This is a genomic window from Halorientalis persicus (assembly GCF_900110215.1).
Taxonomy (GTDB): domain Archaea; phylum Halobacteriota; class Halobacteria; order Halobacteriales; family Haloarculaceae; genus Halorientalis; species Halorientalis persica.
Genome location: NZ_FOCX01000022.1, coordinates 1 through 16,210, shown reverse-complemented (window position 1 = coordinate 16,210; position 16,210 = coordinate 1). Strand labels below are relative to the sequence as shown.

Below are 16,210 nucleotides of genomic sequence, written 5' to 3'. Positions count from 1 at the left end.
CGAGTTTGCTAGGGACTGTACCACTAAATATCTGGGTCCGCCGGCGAGCTCGAAAAAATCGGTCGCGCCGCGGCCTCAGAGGAAGTCGTCGACGCCGATCCCGTCGTCGTCACCGCCGCCACCGTCGCCACCGCCGCCGGGAATCTCCTCGGCGACCTTCTCGGCGAGACTCTCGAAGTCGCGGTTCTGGATCCAGATCGTTCCCGGCCCCGAGAACTTCGCGACTTTTCCCTCGTCGCCGAACGCCCGGCTCTTGACGCCGCCGGGCCGGAACGTCGAGTACTGGACCGACGCGTCGAAGGCGACGATGTGATCGGTGTCGACGTTGAACTGCTCGCCCTGCGCCAGTTCGATCGTCTCCATCGCCCCGTAGCTGTCGACGAAGACCGTGCCCGTCCCCGTGAGCTTCAACAGGAACACGTCGCCGCTCGTGAAGAATTTCGACGCCCCCTGAAACTCGGTGCTGACCTCGACGTTGGGCTCGGAAGCCAGGTACGACCCGGAGTCGGCATAGACCGTCTCGTTTTCGAGGAACCGGGCGCGCACGTCGCCCGGTGCCGGCGGCGCGAGATAGACGCTGCCGGGCTGTTGGGCCGTAAACGTGTTCATGAACACCGACTCGCCACCCAGCATCGACCGCTTGGCCGAGTCAAGCAGGCCACCGCTGCCGGTGTCGGTCGTCATCTCGATTCCGGGGTCGTAGCTGACCATCGCCCCCGGTTCCGCGAGGATCTGCTCGTTGGAATCCAGGGCGACCTCTACGTCGGCGAATCCGTTCTTGCCGCGAATTTCGTACTCCATTGTGTGCTCGGGGCGCTGATACCCCTACGATCAGTGGTTCTGTCATCGCACATAAACGTACACACTAGCATTCTTGAGTCGTCGTCATTGCCGACGCCGAACCGACGGACGGGAGAGGTAGCCGGTCAGCACCGCCGGAGGCCAAACGGACTTCCGTCCGCTGGTCGTGTACGGGCGTATGGCCAACGCAGCCATCGTCGGCGGCGGCCCCGCCGGCCTGAGTGCCGCACTGTTCCTCCAGAAAAACGGCGTCGACGCGACGGTGTTCGACACCGACGGGACCTGGATGCACAAGGCCCACCTGTTCAACTACCCCGGCGTCGGCTCCCAGGACGGCTCCGCGTACATGGAGACGTTGCGCACGCAGGTCGACAGTTTCGGCGTCGAGCGCCACCAGGGTACCGAAGTCACCGGCGTCGACGCCGACAGCGGCTTCACCGTGACGACCGACGACAGCGACCACGACGCCGACTACCTCGTGCTCGCGACCGGCGCGAACCGCGACCTCGCCGAGGATCTGGGCTGTGAATTCACCGACGAGGACGTGGTGGACGTGGACGTGGACATGGAGACGAGCGTCGAGGACGCCTACGCCACCGGCGCGATGGTCCGGGCCGAGGAGTGGCAGGCCGTCATCTCCGCTGGCGACGGCGCGGCCGCCGCCCTGAACATCCTCACGAAGGAGAAAGGCGAGAACTTCCACGACTTCGATACGCCCGGCGACGCCGACACGACGTTCGGCGAGATGAGCGAGGAGTGACCCCGGCGTAGAGTGGGCGACCCTGCCCGCTAGCCCACCTGCGCCGCGATCACCGCCGCTTCCGCTTTTCGCAGGAGTTCGCCCGCCGTGCTGGGCGCGCAGTCGAGTTCGGCCGCCACGTCCTCGACCGTTCCGTCCCGCGGGACCTCGTAGTAGCCCACCGCCAGCCCCGCTTCGAGGGCGGCCCGCTGTCGGTCGGTCAGCGTGGAGGGCGAGCGCTGGCGCTCGAACTCGCGGACGCGCTCGATCGTCACGTCGCCCAGCGTCGCGAGGTCGTCGTGGAACGCGCTGAGCGCGGTCGCCTCCCCGACCGCCTCGAACTGCACCACACCGGTGTCCAGAAAGACGACCGGCGGGAGAAAGATCACCCCGGCCTCGGCGACCGCCTCCAGGATCGCCCCCGCGAACTCGTACTCACGCTGTCGGAGCACGACGTAGGTGCCGTCCGCGTCCCCGACGAGCGTCCGGTCGTGGACCGATTCGACGGCGTCGAAGAGTGCCGCGGTCGCCGCCCGGTCGCCGTCACACCAGCACAGCGCGGTCGCGTCGGCGGTCGGACTCCACATCAGCAACTCCACTCGCGTGACGGTCGAGTCGTCGACGAGGCGGCGGTGTAACGGATGCACGAACCGCTCGGGGTAGATCACCGAGAACCGTATGCGTTTCATCCCGCGTTCGGTCCCGAGTTCCCCCGCCGCCGTCTTAACCGGCGGGATCGGCTCGCCGACCGTCACGGTCCCGGTGCCGTCCCACCGCAGTGCCGATCCAGAACGTCGGCCCTGCACCGGAGCAGCGTCCGGAGGTGGTCGGCGTCGGCGATCGGCTCGAGTCGCGCGTCGGGGAGCCACTCGGCGAGTCGGTACACGCCCGCGATCGGCACGTTCGCGTCGGCGTCCCCGTGCCAGAAGCGGACCGGGACGTCGACCGCGTCGAACTCGATGTCCCACGCCGAAGCCGCGTGCCGGAACTCGGTGACCGCACCCGATCGGTGTGTGGCGAACGCCTCGACGAAGTCCGCACGGACCAGTTCGGCGGTCTCGGCCGGGATCGCCTCGGCGGCGTCGGTGTACTGAGAGACCACGACGGACGGATCGAGACGCCGGGCCAGCCACGCCTGCCCGCGAAAGAGTCCACCCAGCACCGTTGGCGTCCGTGTCGCCAGCCCACCCAGCACGCGCTGTATCGCAGGATCGTCCCCGGCGTCGGGTGGCGTCGCTCCCGAGATCACGTCGACTCGGTCGACGCGCTCCGGGCTGGTAGCGGCCGTCGCGAGCGCGTACGGACACCCGCCCGAGAACGCGACCACGCCGGCACGCTCGACGCCCACGTCTTCCAGCACCGCGGTCACGACCCGTGCCGTATCCGAAATCGACCGCGCCGGCCACGGCGACGACGTTCCGAACCCCGGTCTGTCGGGCGCGAGAATCCGAATCCCCCGCGCCCGGGCCGCCGTGTCGAACAGTTCGCCCAGTCGCCGCGATCCGGGTGTGCCGTGCAGAAAGACGACCGGCGTCCCCTCCGGCGCACCGTGCTCGGCGTAGGCGAGCCGTCGGCCGCCGTCGAGTGAGACGGTCGTCGGACTGCCATCACCGTCACGATTCCCGTCTCGGGTCCCGGGTGGACCGGTCTCGCGCGTCTGCGTTGCCATACCCCTCGATACCGGGCTGGCGGGTGAGAGACTGGTGGCGGATGCATACGGTGGTTTAAGAGTACGAGGGGCGACCCTGTACTGTAACTGTATCGAGGTCGTAGCGACGGCGGGATGAGCCAGTCACAACAGCTCCACGAACTTCTCGGGGAGGGCAGCGAGATCAATATCGTCTGCCACAACAACCCGGATCCGGACTGTCTGGCGAGCGCGCTCGCGCTGGGTCGGATCGCGGCCGCGGCTGGCATCGACGAACAGCAGATTCTCTACAGCGGCGATATCTCCCACCAGCAAAACCGGGCGTTCGTCAACCTCCTCGATATCGACCTCGAACCGTTCGAACCCGCGACCCTCCAGAACCGCCAGCCCGACTCGTTGCTGGCGTTCGTCGATCACTCGATTCCGGGTCAGAACAACGCGGTTCCCCCGGAGACGGACGTCGACATCGTGATCGACCATCACCCCGCCGAGGATATCGACGCCCGGTTCGTCGACCATCGTGCCGAACTGGGAGCCGCGGCGACGATCCTGACGGAGTACGTGCGCACCCTCGACATCGATCTGGATGCGGACCTGGCGACGGCACTCCTGTTTGCAATCCGGTCGGACACTCTGGACTTTCTCCGGGGTGCGACCGCCACGGACTACGACGCGGCGGGGTATCTACACGAGTCCGCCGATCAGGAGATGATCCGACAGCTATCGACGCCGTCGATCTCCGGGGGCACCCTCGACGCGATCTCGACCGCCATCGACAACCGAATCATAAACGGCGCGGTCCTCATCTCCCACGTCGGCCGGACGACCGAACGGGATGCACTCCCCCAGGCCGTCGACTATCTCGTGCGACTGGAAGGCGTGCAAACCGCCATCGTGTTCGGACTCGTCGACGACACCATTCAGATCAGCGCCCGATCACCGGATGCACGCGTCAACGTCGGCAACGTACTGAACGAGACCTTCGACGACGTCGGGAGCGGGGGCGGCCACCACGACGTCGCCGGCGGTGAAATCCCGCTCGGCATCTTCGCCGATTACACGTCCGACGACACACAGTTGCTCGAGATGGTCGAACAGATCATTACCGCACGCCTGTTCGCGGAACTCAATCTGTCCGAAGAGACAGGAGAGTGATACGAACAGATACCGTCAAATCACGGGCGCAATTGTCCCAGTCTGTGAAGTCCATCCGTCGAACCTGGTAGTACAATGGTTTTTGTGGATTTTTAACCCTCTGTCGTTCAAATCAATCGAAAGACCATACTAGTCAGGTGTTCGTTTTATATTTCTCCCAACACCTCACAGAAACATGAGTTCGGGCGAGTTCGGCGCGTCGGATTTCGGGCAGGGAGGCTTAAACGAGCAACTCGATGCGGATGCACTGCTGGATGATATCGGACTGGATCGCAGTGAGATCCAGTGGCGCAAGGAGTTCGTCGGCTTCGACCGGGCGGACGCCGAGCGGTTGGAGCGCTATCAGGACGCCTTCGCCGAACACGCCGAGGCTGTCGCGGACGATTTCTACGACAACCTGACCGATTACGACGAGACGGTCGAAGTTATCGGTCGCTCGTCGAAAGCCGTCGAGCAACTCAAGCGCACCCAATCGGCGTATCTGGTCACGCTAGCACAGGGCGACTACGGCAGTGAGTACTTCCGCAACCGCGCCCGCATCGGCAAGATTCACGACCTGCTCGATATGCCGATGAAACACTACCTCGGCCAGTACGGCGTCTACTACGACCTCATTCTCCCGCTTGTGGGCGACAAACTGACCGAGTCGCTCACCGAACGGCTCACCGGCGCGATCGCCGACGGTGGCACCGAAACCGTGGCCCGGTCGGACGGCGAGAGTGGCCTCACGCCGGCTACCGTCGAAGCCGCGATCGAAGACGAAGTCGACGAGGCCATCGAGGAACTGCTCTCGATCCTGCGTCTCATCAACCTCGATATGCAGGTCGTGACCGACACGTACATCCACTCCTACAGCCAGGACCTGGAGACGGAACTCGACCGCCAGCGGGAGGTCGCCACCGAGGTCGAGGCGGCAGTCGCGGAGACGGAAGCGACGGCCCAGGATACGGCCGAGACGACCGAACGCATCAGCGATCTGGCCCGATCACAGGCCGAGTCGATGCAGGACGTCTCCGCGGAGGTGGCGGATATGTCCGCGACGGTCGAGGAGATCGCCTCCACGGCCGAGGAGGTCGCGGCGACCAGCGACCAGGCCGAACAGCTGGCCAACGAGGGGCGGGAAGCCGCCGACGAGGCCATCGAGGTGATGGAGGCGGTCAACGCCTCGTCCAAGGAGGTCGCCACGGACGTCGATCAACTGCAGGAACGCGTCGACGAGATCGACGAGGTCGTCGACGTGATCGACGACATCGCCGAGCAGACGAACATCCTCGCGCTGAACGCCTCGATCGAGGCCGCACGGGCCGGCGAAGCCGGCGACGGGTTCGCCGTCGTCGCCGACGAAGTCAAACAGCTGGCCGAGGAGTCCCAGGAACACGCAAGCGAGATCGAGGGTATGGTCGACGATATCAAGGCGGACACCGACGAGACGGTACAGAACCTCGAGACGACCACCGAGGAGATCGACCGCGGCGTCGACCAGGTCAGAGAGACCGTCGAGTCGCTCAAAGAGATCGCGACCGCCGTCGAAGAGACGTCCCAGGGCATTCAGGAAGTGTCCGACGCGACGGACGACCAGGCCGCCTCCACCGAAGAGGTCGCAAGTATGGTCGACGAACTCGTCGAGCAGGCAGAACAGGCCGCGACGGAGATCGAAGACGTCGCCGCCGCGAACGAAGAGCAGGCCTCGAAAGTCCGGGAGATCAACGAGAGCGTCCAGCGCCTGACTGGCAACTGACGATGAGTGACTCTGACCCAGGCACCCTGCCGTCCCAACAGCTCTGTCTCAAAGCCGTCGAACACACCACCGACGCCGTCTACATAACCGACACCGACGGCACCATCGAGTACGTCAACTCGGCCTTCGAGGAACTGACCGGTTACGAGGCGGACGAGGCGCTGGGCAAGACGCCACGGATACTCAAATCCGGCGAACACGACGACTCGTTCTACGACGAGTTGTGGGAGACCATCACGTCCGGCGACCGATGGGAGATGGAGGTCGTCGACGAAACGAAACGCGGCGACACCGTCGTCTTCGAGCAGACGATCTCCCCCATCACGAAACCCGACGGTGATATCGAGAAGTTCGTCGCGATCGCTCGCGATATCACGGAGCGCAGGCAGCGCAAGCGTGACCTCGAACGCTTCAAGCAGATCCAGGCACGCGTGCTCAGACACAACCTCCGCAACCGACTGAATATCGTCAAATTCCACGCCGAATACTGTGCCCGGCATCTCGATGGCGAATACGCCGAAAACGCCGAGCGGGTCATCTCGGTCACGAACGAACTCGAATCCCTCACCGAGAAGACCCGGACCGTCGAGCGCTTCCTCGACCAGGAACTGGTGCCGACGACGGTCACCCTCGACGAGGAACTTCGGACACTCGTCGAAACGTACCGCGACCAGTTTCCGGCGGTCTCGTTCACGTTCGACTGTCCGACGGCGTGCACCATCGAGGAAGTGCCCGAAATAACGCTGGTGTTCCGGAACCTGATCGACAACGCCGCCAGACACAACCACTCGAACGACCCGTCCGTGGACGTCGTGGTCGACACCGACGAGAGCGCCACCACGGTGACGATCCGGGACAACGGACCCGGGATCGCCGAACAGGAACGGGTCGCGATCGAACGCGGGACCGAAACCGCTCTCAGCCACGGAACCGGACTCGGACTCTGGCTCGTGAGCTGGATTCTCGGGAAAACGACGGCGTCGCTCACGTTCGAGACGGGCGAGACCGGCACCGAATTCGTGCTGCGGTTCCCGCAGACGGACGGCTCGTGACGGCGGGGGTCGGCCCTGGAACGGAGCGCCGCCGTCTGTGCAGACGAGGCGGTCATCATCGGGCTTCGGTTCCGCTCTCGATGAAGGCGCCGAACGGTCTCAGTCGCTTTCCGGTGGCCAGGCCGGGAGGAAGACGTGGATCGTGGTCCCGTCGGCATCGACGTCGGCCGTCACCGTCCCACCACAGTAGGTCGCGATCCAGGTCACCATCCAGAGGCCGAGCCCGCTGCTGTGGCTGAGTTGCGTTTCCTCGGCCTCCCGCAGGATGCGCTGTTCCTGCGCGGACAGCCCGGGACCGCTATCGCTCACCGAGACCCGGATCTCGCTGTCGTCGCTGCGGGTCACGGCGACGCGCACCGTCGGATCGGACCCCGGGTCGTGCTCGACGGCGTTCGCGATCAGTTCGTCCAGGATCGTCAGAATCTCGCGGTCGACCTCGTACTCGGCCAGCCCCTCGTCGACGTCGAGCGTCGTCGTCGCCGCCACGTCGTCGAGCATCTCCCGGACGGACGTCGCGACGGACGCCAGTGACACGCGATCCGCCGTCGTGTCGAGCCGGTCGAAGATCCGCTCGATCTCGTGGGCTTTCTCGGACCGGGCCGTGATCTTCTCGGTCACGCGCTGGACGGTCTGGACGACCTCGCGGGCCTGGGCTTCCGTTTCGCGGTCGTCGGCCGACGACTCGTAGAGGGTTTCCAGCGTCTCCATCTGGAGCGAGATCACGTTCAGTTCGTTCCGAAGGTTGTGTCTGAGGAGTCGGTTCAGGACGGACAGCCGCTGCTTTCGGACGAGGTCTTCGGTCAGTTCCACCTGAATGGCGACGAACGCGACCGGCTCGCCGGTCTCGTCGGTGACCGGTGCGATCGTCTGGCGGGCGAGGTACCGGTCCCCGGTTTTGGTCTTGTTGACGATCTCGTCGGAGAACACCTCGCCGTCGAGGATCGTGTCCCAGAGTCGTTCGTAGTACTCTTCGTCCATCTCACCGGACTTGAGGATGCGTGGCGTCGCCGCGGTGGCTTCGTCGGCGGTGTACCCGGTGATCTCCTCGAACGCCGGGTTGACGTGGCGGATCACGCCGTCGACGTCGGTGATGAAGATCGCGTAGCCGGCGTGTTCGACCGCTTTCTGGTACTCCGTCGCTTCCTGGTGGGCCTCGATCGCCGCCACCGTGTTCGGGATCGCTTCGGCGATGTCCCGGAACAACTCGACTTCGGCTTCACTGAACCCGTCCGGCACCGTCGTGTAGACGCCGAGGACGTACGCGTCGCCGCTCGTGAAGTGCAACGGGACTGCCAGGCACGCAGTGATACCGCGCTCGGCAGCGGCGGCTTCCCACGCCGTCTCGCCATCCGAACCGACGTCGGCGACCTGGATGTCGTCGGTGTCGGCCGCCCTGCACACCGGGTCGGACGTATCGACGTTACTGCGTTGGCGGTGGACGTACCCGTCGGGCTGACCGGCGACGTAGCCGGTCTCGTCGTCTCTCGGATCGTACAGCCAGACCATCCGGTACGCGTCGACGGTCGCCAGCTTCTCCGGGACGAGCGACGTAAACTCGTCCGGATCGCCGTCCTGGATCAACAGCTTGTTGAGTTCGCGAAAGAGGCGGGCAACGTCTTCGAGGTGGGCGATCTGGGTGACGTCGGTGAGCGTGATCGCCTCCGAGGCAGTCTCGGCCTCGATGTCCGTCCGGTGGCCCTCGAATTTGACACGGTGGTCGCCGACGGACCGGGAGACGATGGTCTTTTCGCCGGGCTCTAAGTTCGCCAGTTCCGCGTCGGCGGTGTCGAGGGACTGGCCCTGGACGGGATCGTTTTCGAGGACCGAGGCCGCGCTGTCGTTGTAGTTGAGAACAGTTCCTTGCTCGTCCAGGATGAGTGCCCCCTCCGAGATACTTTCCGCGATGGACGACTGATCGGGGTTACTGAGTCGGGTGAACTCACCCCGTGCGTACCAGAGGATGCCGAGTGCGAAGATGGCGACACCGATCGGTTCGTAGTTCAACACGAGTAACGCACCCTCGTCGTAGTAGGCGGCGACGTAGGGGACGAGCGGCAGTGCAGTGACCGACACGAGCAGGTACAGCGTGGTGGGACGGGTATCGGCCTCGGCGAACGAATCGAAGAGAAACCAGAACCCGATTCCGGAGGCGGTGTACGAGAACCCGGTCACCATCCAGTGCGGGGCGAAGTGCGTGACACGAGCGTGTCGGAACGGTTCCGCGACGATTTGCACGTCCATGTATGCCCCGTGGATCGGATTGGTAAGCTTGACCAGCACGATCGCGGCGAACACGGCGACGGCGACGAGCCGCAGGGATCGGGACCGGTGGTACTGGCGGCCACTGTAAGCCGACGCGAAGTAGAGCCACGCGAAGACGGTCGCGATGCCGGCGATCAACCCGACGAGATATACGACACGTTTGCTCGACAGCGACGGCAACAGAAGCCGCACCGCCATCAAAAGTGCCCAGAGCCCGTTCAACAGAAACAACCCACCGAGCCCACGGCGGATGTCGGAGTGAGACAGCGTTCGAACCCCGAGCAACGCACCGAGACAGATGGTCCCAGCGAGGCTGAACACCGCCACGTAGAGTCCTTGCAGCGTCCCGAGCATATGCCCTGTAGATCTCGTCGTGTAACTATAGTCTCGGCTTTCCCGCCCGCATACTCGGGAAAACCACAGCAGTCACGTCCACAATCGGACCCAGGGGAGCGAGGATTAAGTGGTGCCAGAGTATTCTCACGGCATGGGAACCCGAGAAGTGATCCAGGCCTGCGCCGTCGCGTCCGTTCGATTCACGTCTCTTCGTGACGCCGCGGCTCTCCGCTCGCGGTGTAGCGTCAGGGAACATGGGTTGGGGCGGATTTGAACCGCCGGCTTTCGCCCGCTCACGGGCCATACTGCCGGAATATGGCCGTTCGCGGGATTTGCCAATGGAGGTCTGTGAACCCGGATTTGTGAATCGGTTCGGAATCACCATGTCCGAAAAGCGAACTCAGATGAAGCCGGAACGCGCCGTGAACCGATACCTCTCTGACAAGAAGGCGGAGTGGGCAGATTCAACCTACTACAACAACAGTTCCGCACTTAACCGATTCTTAGACTTCTGTCAGGATGGCAATCTCGATAACATCTGCGAAATAGACGGTTTCCATATCTCAGACTTCAAGAAAATCCGTCGCGAGGTCGATGGGATCAACGAAATGACCCTCTATAATGACCTCTGCTCAGTCCGGAGTTTCCTCAAGTGGTGTAGCTCGATGGGGTTAGTCGAATCGTGGGTCGTGGAAGATATGGTTCTCAACGATCCCGACGAGAAGGTGCGTTCCGATAAGATCGACCCCGAGGAAGCCGAGATGATCCGCAACTACCTGAAGAAATACGAGCATGGGACACTACGCCACGCGCTCTTCGCTCTCCTATGGGACACCGGAATCCGACTCGGTACTGCCCGAGCTATCGACGTGGACGACTACTATCCCGATGAGAAATACATCGAGGTCCGGCATCGCCCGGAAGAAGACACCTCGCTGAAAAACAAGGAACCAGCCGAACGGGAAGTCAATCTGCATACGTGGGCGTGCGAGATCATCGACGACTACCTGCTGATGAATCACACGGACGTAGAAGACGACTACGGACGCACACCGCTGTTTTCGTCTAAACAAGGCCGGATGGTTCGGTCGAACCTTCGGATGCACATACGGCGACTCACGCGCCCGTGTCACTACACTGGAGAATGTCCCCACGGTCGGGAGATCGAGGAATGTGAAGCGGCCCAAGAGTACACCAAAGCGGCTCAATGTCCCGGCTCAGTCAGCCCTCATCCCATCCGACGTGGGGCTATCACTCACTGGCTGAATGAAGGACACCGGAAGGAACTCATCAGCGAACGAATGAACGTCGGAATCGACACCCTCGATGAACACTACGACGCACGAACGGAATCAGAGAAGCGGAATCTCCGTCGGGATCTCTTTGACATAGAGTAAAACGGAAGCCTCCTCTACCGTATTGGGGTGCATCGAGGCGGAGTTAGAGAGGGAATCGGAGCAACATGAAGACGCCAACGGGGATCTCGATACTCCAGATTAGTCCTGCTAAATCGACAAACCCTCTACCGGGCAGAGAGAATATATTACCAATAGTTATGTCCATACACTCGGCTTTACCGATCTCGCTACGGCCAGTTTTCGAGCGTTTCGGCTACCCGATTTCCTGACCTCAGAGGGAAAATTTCGCAGAGGACGTTACCTATGCGTGCATCGATCGGCCCAGTCAATGTTCTAACTGGCCCATTTATTATAATATAACTGGTAGCTTATTGATTTTATAATATATATTATGTTTACTACAGTCAAATCCATAGATTGGCTCACGTCTTTCCTGTGAGGTTTTCCAGCAGATTATGTCCCAACCTACTCGATGTATTGGAAAAACCACTCAGCGGCTTATCAGGTGCGTTAGATTTGAATCGTATGGTCATTCTTCTCCCACATTCTCACACCTCTCTCGCCGGTCGGCCGTTATGGCGGTATGTATGAGTATCTATTGGGGGAGTATCTATCTACAGAGTGTATCTACTGAATTGTAACCCATCGAGGCGGGGTAATTATGCAGTGTAGTATACCACTCTAATTAGTGAACTCTAATATACTCTATATTCTCACTACTATTACTACTATATTATACTACTACAACTATACTACTATAATAGAACCACAGCTACAACCACTACCTGTCAATAGAAAATAATACTATCGGCAAGACAGAGCAGCAGGTTAGTTGTATATCCAACATAAGAATATTGTCTATTAATTTAATCTGGTAGTTATGCGATATTGGCCGACAGAAGCTCAGATGCTCTCCGGATAGATGTAGACCACGGCCCTTGCGCCAACCTTCTTTTTCCGAAGCTTGTTCTGCTCTACCAACGCTTCCAGCTTGTTGTAGGCAGTAGGTCGGGCACAGTCCAATGCCTCTGCGACTTCGTTTGCGGTTAATACGGGAAGATCGGCGGCCTCGAAAACGTCGATCACTGCATCAAGGGTTACCTCCTCAACATACTGACCACTCTCAGTTCGCTCTCGGTCCATAGAGTACACCACGCACGGGATGCTCATAGACCCTTTGACTTCGAGGTTAAAGGCGAAGACTTATAACCAATAACCACGTAGTTATTGGTAGAAGGTCGCCGCCCCTCAGGGCTTGTGTTCGCAGAAAGCCCGAGTGCTGTAACACTCGGACGGTGGCCTTCTCAGCAGGAGAAAGCCAATGGAAGCTAACACCACTGCGGCAGATAAACGCATCGTCAATGAACTGAACTTCGGCGCGAAGACCTCGAAGCGTGTCGGGTGGGAAGCATGGGAGTTCGCCATCGAAGCCCCACACCTGGTTCGTGTGACGAACGCCTCATACGGGTTCGAGAAAGAAGACCACAGTTACCTCGTCGGCATCGAGGATCGCGACGGCGTCTTGGTTCCGGCAGAATGCGAGTGCCCGGCGGACAAGTACAACGAGGAGTACGATTGCAAGCACAAGGTCGCACTGGCAACAGTCGGTGGCCCGGTTGTTCTGCAGGCCGCTGTTGACTGTCCAACCCCCACGGTGGACACCGAAGAAACCACCACGCAAACGATGAAAGAGCGACTACGTGCAGATGGTGGGACTACCACCAAGCAAACTGACAACAGCTCTCCCCCGCTCGATGCACAGGAACCTGAAGCGTGTGCCAACGGGAACGAATGGTGCGACGGGCCGGACAGGGATTCACTCCCTTGCTTTGACTGCTACGAACTCATGGAGGAGGGAGAGTAATGGCGCTTCAACACTCCCCGCCGCATCTCGGTGAGATAGGCGATGAAGAACCGGAATCCGAGCTGGAACCAGATCGAGTGTACGAACGCCAGATGGAGAAACGCATAGAGGCCGACGAGTAGAACCGACCATCAATCAATCCAAGGGATGCAACCTTTTTGATGCCTGACTGTATCGGAGAAGATATGGCTGATGCCTCTACTATTCTCGACGCCCTCCGCGGGATAGTGTGTGGTGATACACGGAGTCCTCAGAGTCACAACTAATTGGTGAATATCCACATGGACATATCAGCGATAAAAGATACCCACGTAATCACGAAATATGGCAACTAACGCATCTCTCACACCATACGAAAACAAAGGACTGTTCAACAAACACTATCTCAACACCCATCTCGAAGAAACAGAACCGTGGCAGACGGTCGATGACGATCACGTGGAAGAGGCATACGAGGAAGTTGACGAACTCCACGACCAGAACGTCAGCACACTGGAAAGCGCGAACGAAGACCAAGTGCAGGATATGTTCATCAACCCTGTATTAGATGCTCTCGGGGTTGTGTACGCACGCGAGGGTACGATAGATGGCACCTCTGGCGATCAGCCTGATTACGCCTTCTTCAAAAATGAGAGTGTGAAGCGGGAAGCAATCCGGATGCAGGATGAGTCCGATGTTTACGATGCCGCTATCGCTGTCGCAGAAGCGAAGGACTGGGGACATCCTCTTGACGGGCCAAGCAACAACGGTGAGCCTGACCCAGACCCCGATTTAGACAATAAAGAGCGAGACAATCCTAGCGCCCAAATCAACCGATATCTCCGAGACACTGAGGTAAAATGGGGCGTCCTGACGAACGGTATCGAATGGCGTCTCTACTACGCTGGCGACGGCGTGAAAGTTGACCGCTGGTATCAAATCAACCTGCAGACAATCCTATCAGATACGAGGTTCGGCGTCAAGGAGTTCAAACAATTCTATATGCTCTTTCGCGGCCAATCTTTCGACCCGTCAACCGGCGTCTCTGGATGCTACCTAACCCGAATCTACGATGGGAGCAACGCGATCTCTAGGGAACTCGGGGACGATCTAGAAGACAATATCTACGAGGCAATCCAAATCCTTGCCGATGGATTCCTCAATACACCCGGGGCTACCGACTTCGATACCGATAATCTCACCGACGAACAACGGGAATTGGTATTCGAGAGTTCACTCACCTACCTGTACCGACTCATATTCGTCTTATATGCGGAAAGTGACGAGAGACACCTTTTACCCCGCGAAAATACCATATACCGCAACGAGTATGGGTTAGTTGACCTCAAGCAAGAAGTTAAGAACAATATCCAGGACACTAACCATGACTACGACGACAAGAATCCGCGCCTTTGGAACCGGCTCGAACTCCTCTTTCAACTGATTGACCGTGGGAGCGAACACCTCGGGTACGACGAGGATGAGCTCTACATACCAGCTTACGACGGAGGGTTGTTCAACACTGACCCAGACCCGGAAGACTCCGAAACCGACCACTTCCTAGCCAACGCCCGTCTTGGTAACGAGTACGTAGCCAAAGCGATCTACCGAGTCTCATACCAGCAAGACACTGACCGGGAGAACTCGTTCTTCGACTACTCACGACTCTCTATCCGGAATATCGGCTCCATCTACGAAGGACTGCTCGAACACCACTTAGAGGTGGCCAACGAACCGCTCACGACTGTCAATGATGATGGATCTGAGGTGTGGGCGACTGAAGAGGAATACTTCGAGGAGTACGATGAGGACCCACCGTTCGAAGCAGAAGTAGCGGAAGGAGAAGTCTATCTCCGGACTGACGATAACGAGCGGCGTGCGACAGGCTCCTATTACACCCCAAAAAAGGTAGTCAACTACATCGTCTCGAACTCTCTCGACCCCCTGATTAACGAAATCAAATCTGATCTCGGCCTAATCGAGGAATTCGACTACTCAGACGATGAAACGTACACGGAGCGGTTTATGGACCGCATCCTCGAACTCCGGATCATCGATCCAGCGATGGGGAGCGGTCACTTCCTCCGGGACGTTGTAGAGTACCTTGTAACCGAGATCGAGACGGTTGCAGACGAGGAGCGAAGGATACTGGAAGAACAAGATGACCCACCTATTGACCCACCGGAATCACTGGGACTGAACTATGCACGACGGCGGGTGACGCAGGAATGTATCTATGGGGTAGACGTGAACGAGATGGCCGTCGAGTTGGCCAAGATGTCGCTCTGGCTCCACACACTAGCCAACGATCAACCACTAGCATTCCTTGACCACCACTTCAAGCACGGGAACTCGATAATCGGTTCTGAGATTGGCGACGTGAAGAATGCCTACATCGACCAGAGCAGTGAGCAAGATGGCCACGTCAACACCCGATTCACGTATTATGATTCGACGCTGATCGAAATCGTCGGGAAGTTGCTTGAACGGTATTCCGACTTTATCGGCATCGACCTGGAAACACGTGAAGCAGCAGAGGAAATCAAAAGGAAGTACCGGGACTTCCAGAACCTCCCGCAACGCCGCCACTTCCAAGAACTCCTGAACGTCTTCACAGCAGATCGTCTCGATGAAATTTCGGTTGATCCGTCGGAATACGAGGAGATGGCCGATGTTCTCGGTGACCCTGCACAGGGGGACGAGGAGTGGGAGGAGTTCCGGGACAAGGACTGGTTCCAACGCGCCCAAAATGTAGCCGAAGAAGAATCATTCTTCCACTGGGAGTTGGAATTTCCCGAAATCTATTACGACCCCGAACTGGTGGCTGATGGCGACGATATTGATTACTCCGACGTGGAGAAGGACAACCCCGGGTTCGACGTAGTCATCGGAAATCCGCCCTACGTCTCAATCCAAAATATAGACGAATACTACCGAAATTACTACGAGACGCTCTTGCGAAGGAGATTGTTGATAGCGAGAGCTGCGGCTGAATGTCGAAGAGGGCAAGGGCACCGCGCCAGCGGTGCCCGATATGTTCCCAATAAGCCGGTTCGTGTCGGAATCGGCTGCAGCGGACCTGTTGCAGCAGGTTCGCTGGTGTGATGGCGTTGAGTGCCCCCGCTGCCGTTCTGACCTGACGGTCAGAAACGGCAGCTATCGGGAGTATCAGCGGTATCTGTGTAAGAATTGCGGCCGGACGTTCAACGACAAGACCGGCACGATATTTGCTCATTCGAAGCTCTCGCTGAAAGAATGGTACTTCACGATCTACGTCT

14 protein-coding genes are annotated in these 16,210 nt (G+C 59.7%); 9 read left to right on the top strand and 5 right to left on the bottom strand.

Translation table 11 applies throughout. The features are described 5' to 3' along the window. Positions 1-75: 75 nt before the first annotated feature. The gene (locus BMX17_RS18440; protein WP_092662844.1) at positions 76-801 is read right to left on the bottom strand and encodes a TIGR00266 family protein; all 726 of its coding nucleotides are present in this window, start codon (positions 799-801) and stop codon (positions 76-78) included. 178 nt (positions 802-979) lie between these two features. Between BMX17_RS18440 and BMX17_RS18435 the strand changes: the two genes are divergently transcribed. Next, positions 980-1,561 carry an FAD-dependent oxidoreductase gene (locus tag BMX17_RS18435; protein WP_092662842.1) on the top strand — a complete coding sequence of 194 codons (582 nt, stop codon included), beginning with the start codon at positions 980-982 and terminating at the stop codon, positions 1,559-1,561. Between the two features lie 29 nt (positions 1,562-1,590). Here BMX17_RS18435 and BMX17_RS18430 read toward each other — a convergent pair whose 3' ends face one another. Further along, positions 1,591-2,229: a helix-turn-helix domain-containing protein gene (locus tag BMX17_RS18430; protein ID WP_092662962.1), complete on the bottom strand. Its 639-nt coding sequence runs from the start codon at positions 2,227-2,229 to the stop codon at positions 1,591-1,593. A 62-nt stretch (positions 2,230-2,291) separates the two neighbouring features. Next, entirely contained in the window at positions 2,292-3,209 is a 918-nt protein-coding gene (locus tag BMX17_RS18425; RefSeq protein ID WP_092662840.1) for an alpha/beta fold hydrolase, read from the bottom strand. Positions 3,210-3,323: 114 nt separating this feature from the next. Here BMX17_RS18425 and BMX17_RS18420 point away from each other — a divergent pair, with 114 nt between their 5' ends. The 3 genes from BMX17_RS18420 (at position 3,324) to BMX17_RS18410 (ending at position 7,133) form a co-directional block, all read left to right on the top strand. Then, positions 3,324-4,343 carry a DHH family phosphoesterase gene (locus BMX17_RS18420; RefSeq protein ID WP_092662838.1) on the top strand — a complete coding sequence of 340 codons (1,020 nt, stop codon included), beginning with the start codon at positions 3,324-3,326 and terminating at the stop codon, positions 4,341-4,343. A 175-nt stretch (positions 4,344-4,518) separates the two neighbouring features. Beyond that, positions 4,519-6,081 (top strand): globin-coupled sensor protein, encoded by a 1,563-nt coding sequence (locus tag BMX17_RS18415; RefSeq protein WP_092662836.1) that lies wholly within the window; start codon positions 4,519-4,521, stop codon positions 6,079-6,081. Positions 6,082-6,083: 2 nt separating this feature from the next. Further along, positions 6,084-7,133, top strand: a complete 1,050-nt coding sequence (locus BMX17_RS18410; RefSeq protein WP_092662834.1) for a PAS domain S-box protein — start codon at positions 6,084-6,086, stop codon at positions 7,131-7,133. 99 nt (positions 7,134-7,232) lie between these two features. Here BMX17_RS18410 and BMX17_RS18405 read toward each other — a convergent pair whose 3' ends face one another. Continuing rightward, a complete protein-coding gene (locus BMX17_RS18405; protein WP_092662832.1) occupies positions 7,233-9,749 on the bottom strand; it encodes a PAS domain S-box protein in 2,517 nt (838 codons plus the stop codon). A gap of 320 nt (positions 9,750-10,069) precedes the next feature. Here BMX17_RS18405 and BMX17_RS18400 point away from each other — a divergent pair, with 320 nt between their 5' ends. Further along, on the top strand, positions 10,070-11,128 hold the full coding sequence (locus BMX17_RS18400) for a tyrosine-type recombinase/integrase (protein WP_211611394.1): 1,059 nt from the start codon (positions 10,070-10,072) through the stop codon (positions 11,126-11,128). A gap of 864 nt (positions 11,129-11,992) precedes the next feature. Here BMX17_RS18400 and BMX17_RS18395 read toward each other — a convergent pair. Beyond that, a complete protein-coding gene (locus BMX17_RS18395; protein WP_092662958.1) occupies positions 11,993-12,232 on the bottom strand; it encodes a helix-turn-helix domain-containing protein in 240 nt (79 codons plus the stop codon). A gap of 178 nt (positions 12,233-12,410) precedes the next feature. Between BMX17_RS18395 and BMX17_RS18390 the strand changes: the two genes are divergently transcribed. From BMX17_RS18390 to BMX17_RS18380, 4 genes are all read left to right on the top strand, one after another. After that, a complete protein-coding gene (locus tag BMX17_RS18390; protein ID WP_092662830.1) occupies positions 12,411-12,953 on the top strand; it encodes an SWIM zinc finger family protein in 543 nt (180 codons plus the stop codon). Next, complete coding sequence (locus tag BMX17_RS27360) at positions 12,953-13,075, top strand: hypothetical protein (protein WP_280141417.1); 123 nt, start codon at positions 12,953-12,955, stop codon at positions 13,073-13,075. The genes BMX17_RS18390 and BMX17_RS27360 overlap by 1 nt, the downstream gene beginning before the upstream one ends. A 202-nt stretch (positions 13,076-13,277) precedes the next feature. Further along, positions 13,278-16,037, top strand: coding sequence for an Eco57I restriction-modification methylase domain-containing protein (locus tag BMX17_RS18385; protein WP_092662828.1), 2,760 nt, complete (start codon positions 13,278-13,280; stop codon positions 16,035-16,037). After that, on the top strand, positions 15,967-16,210 hold a 244-nt coding region (locus BMX17_RS18380; protein ID WP_139203581.1), incomplete at its 3' end, for a transposase-like zinc-binding domain-containing protein. The genes BMX17_RS18385 and BMX17_RS18380, both read left to right, overlap by 71 nt.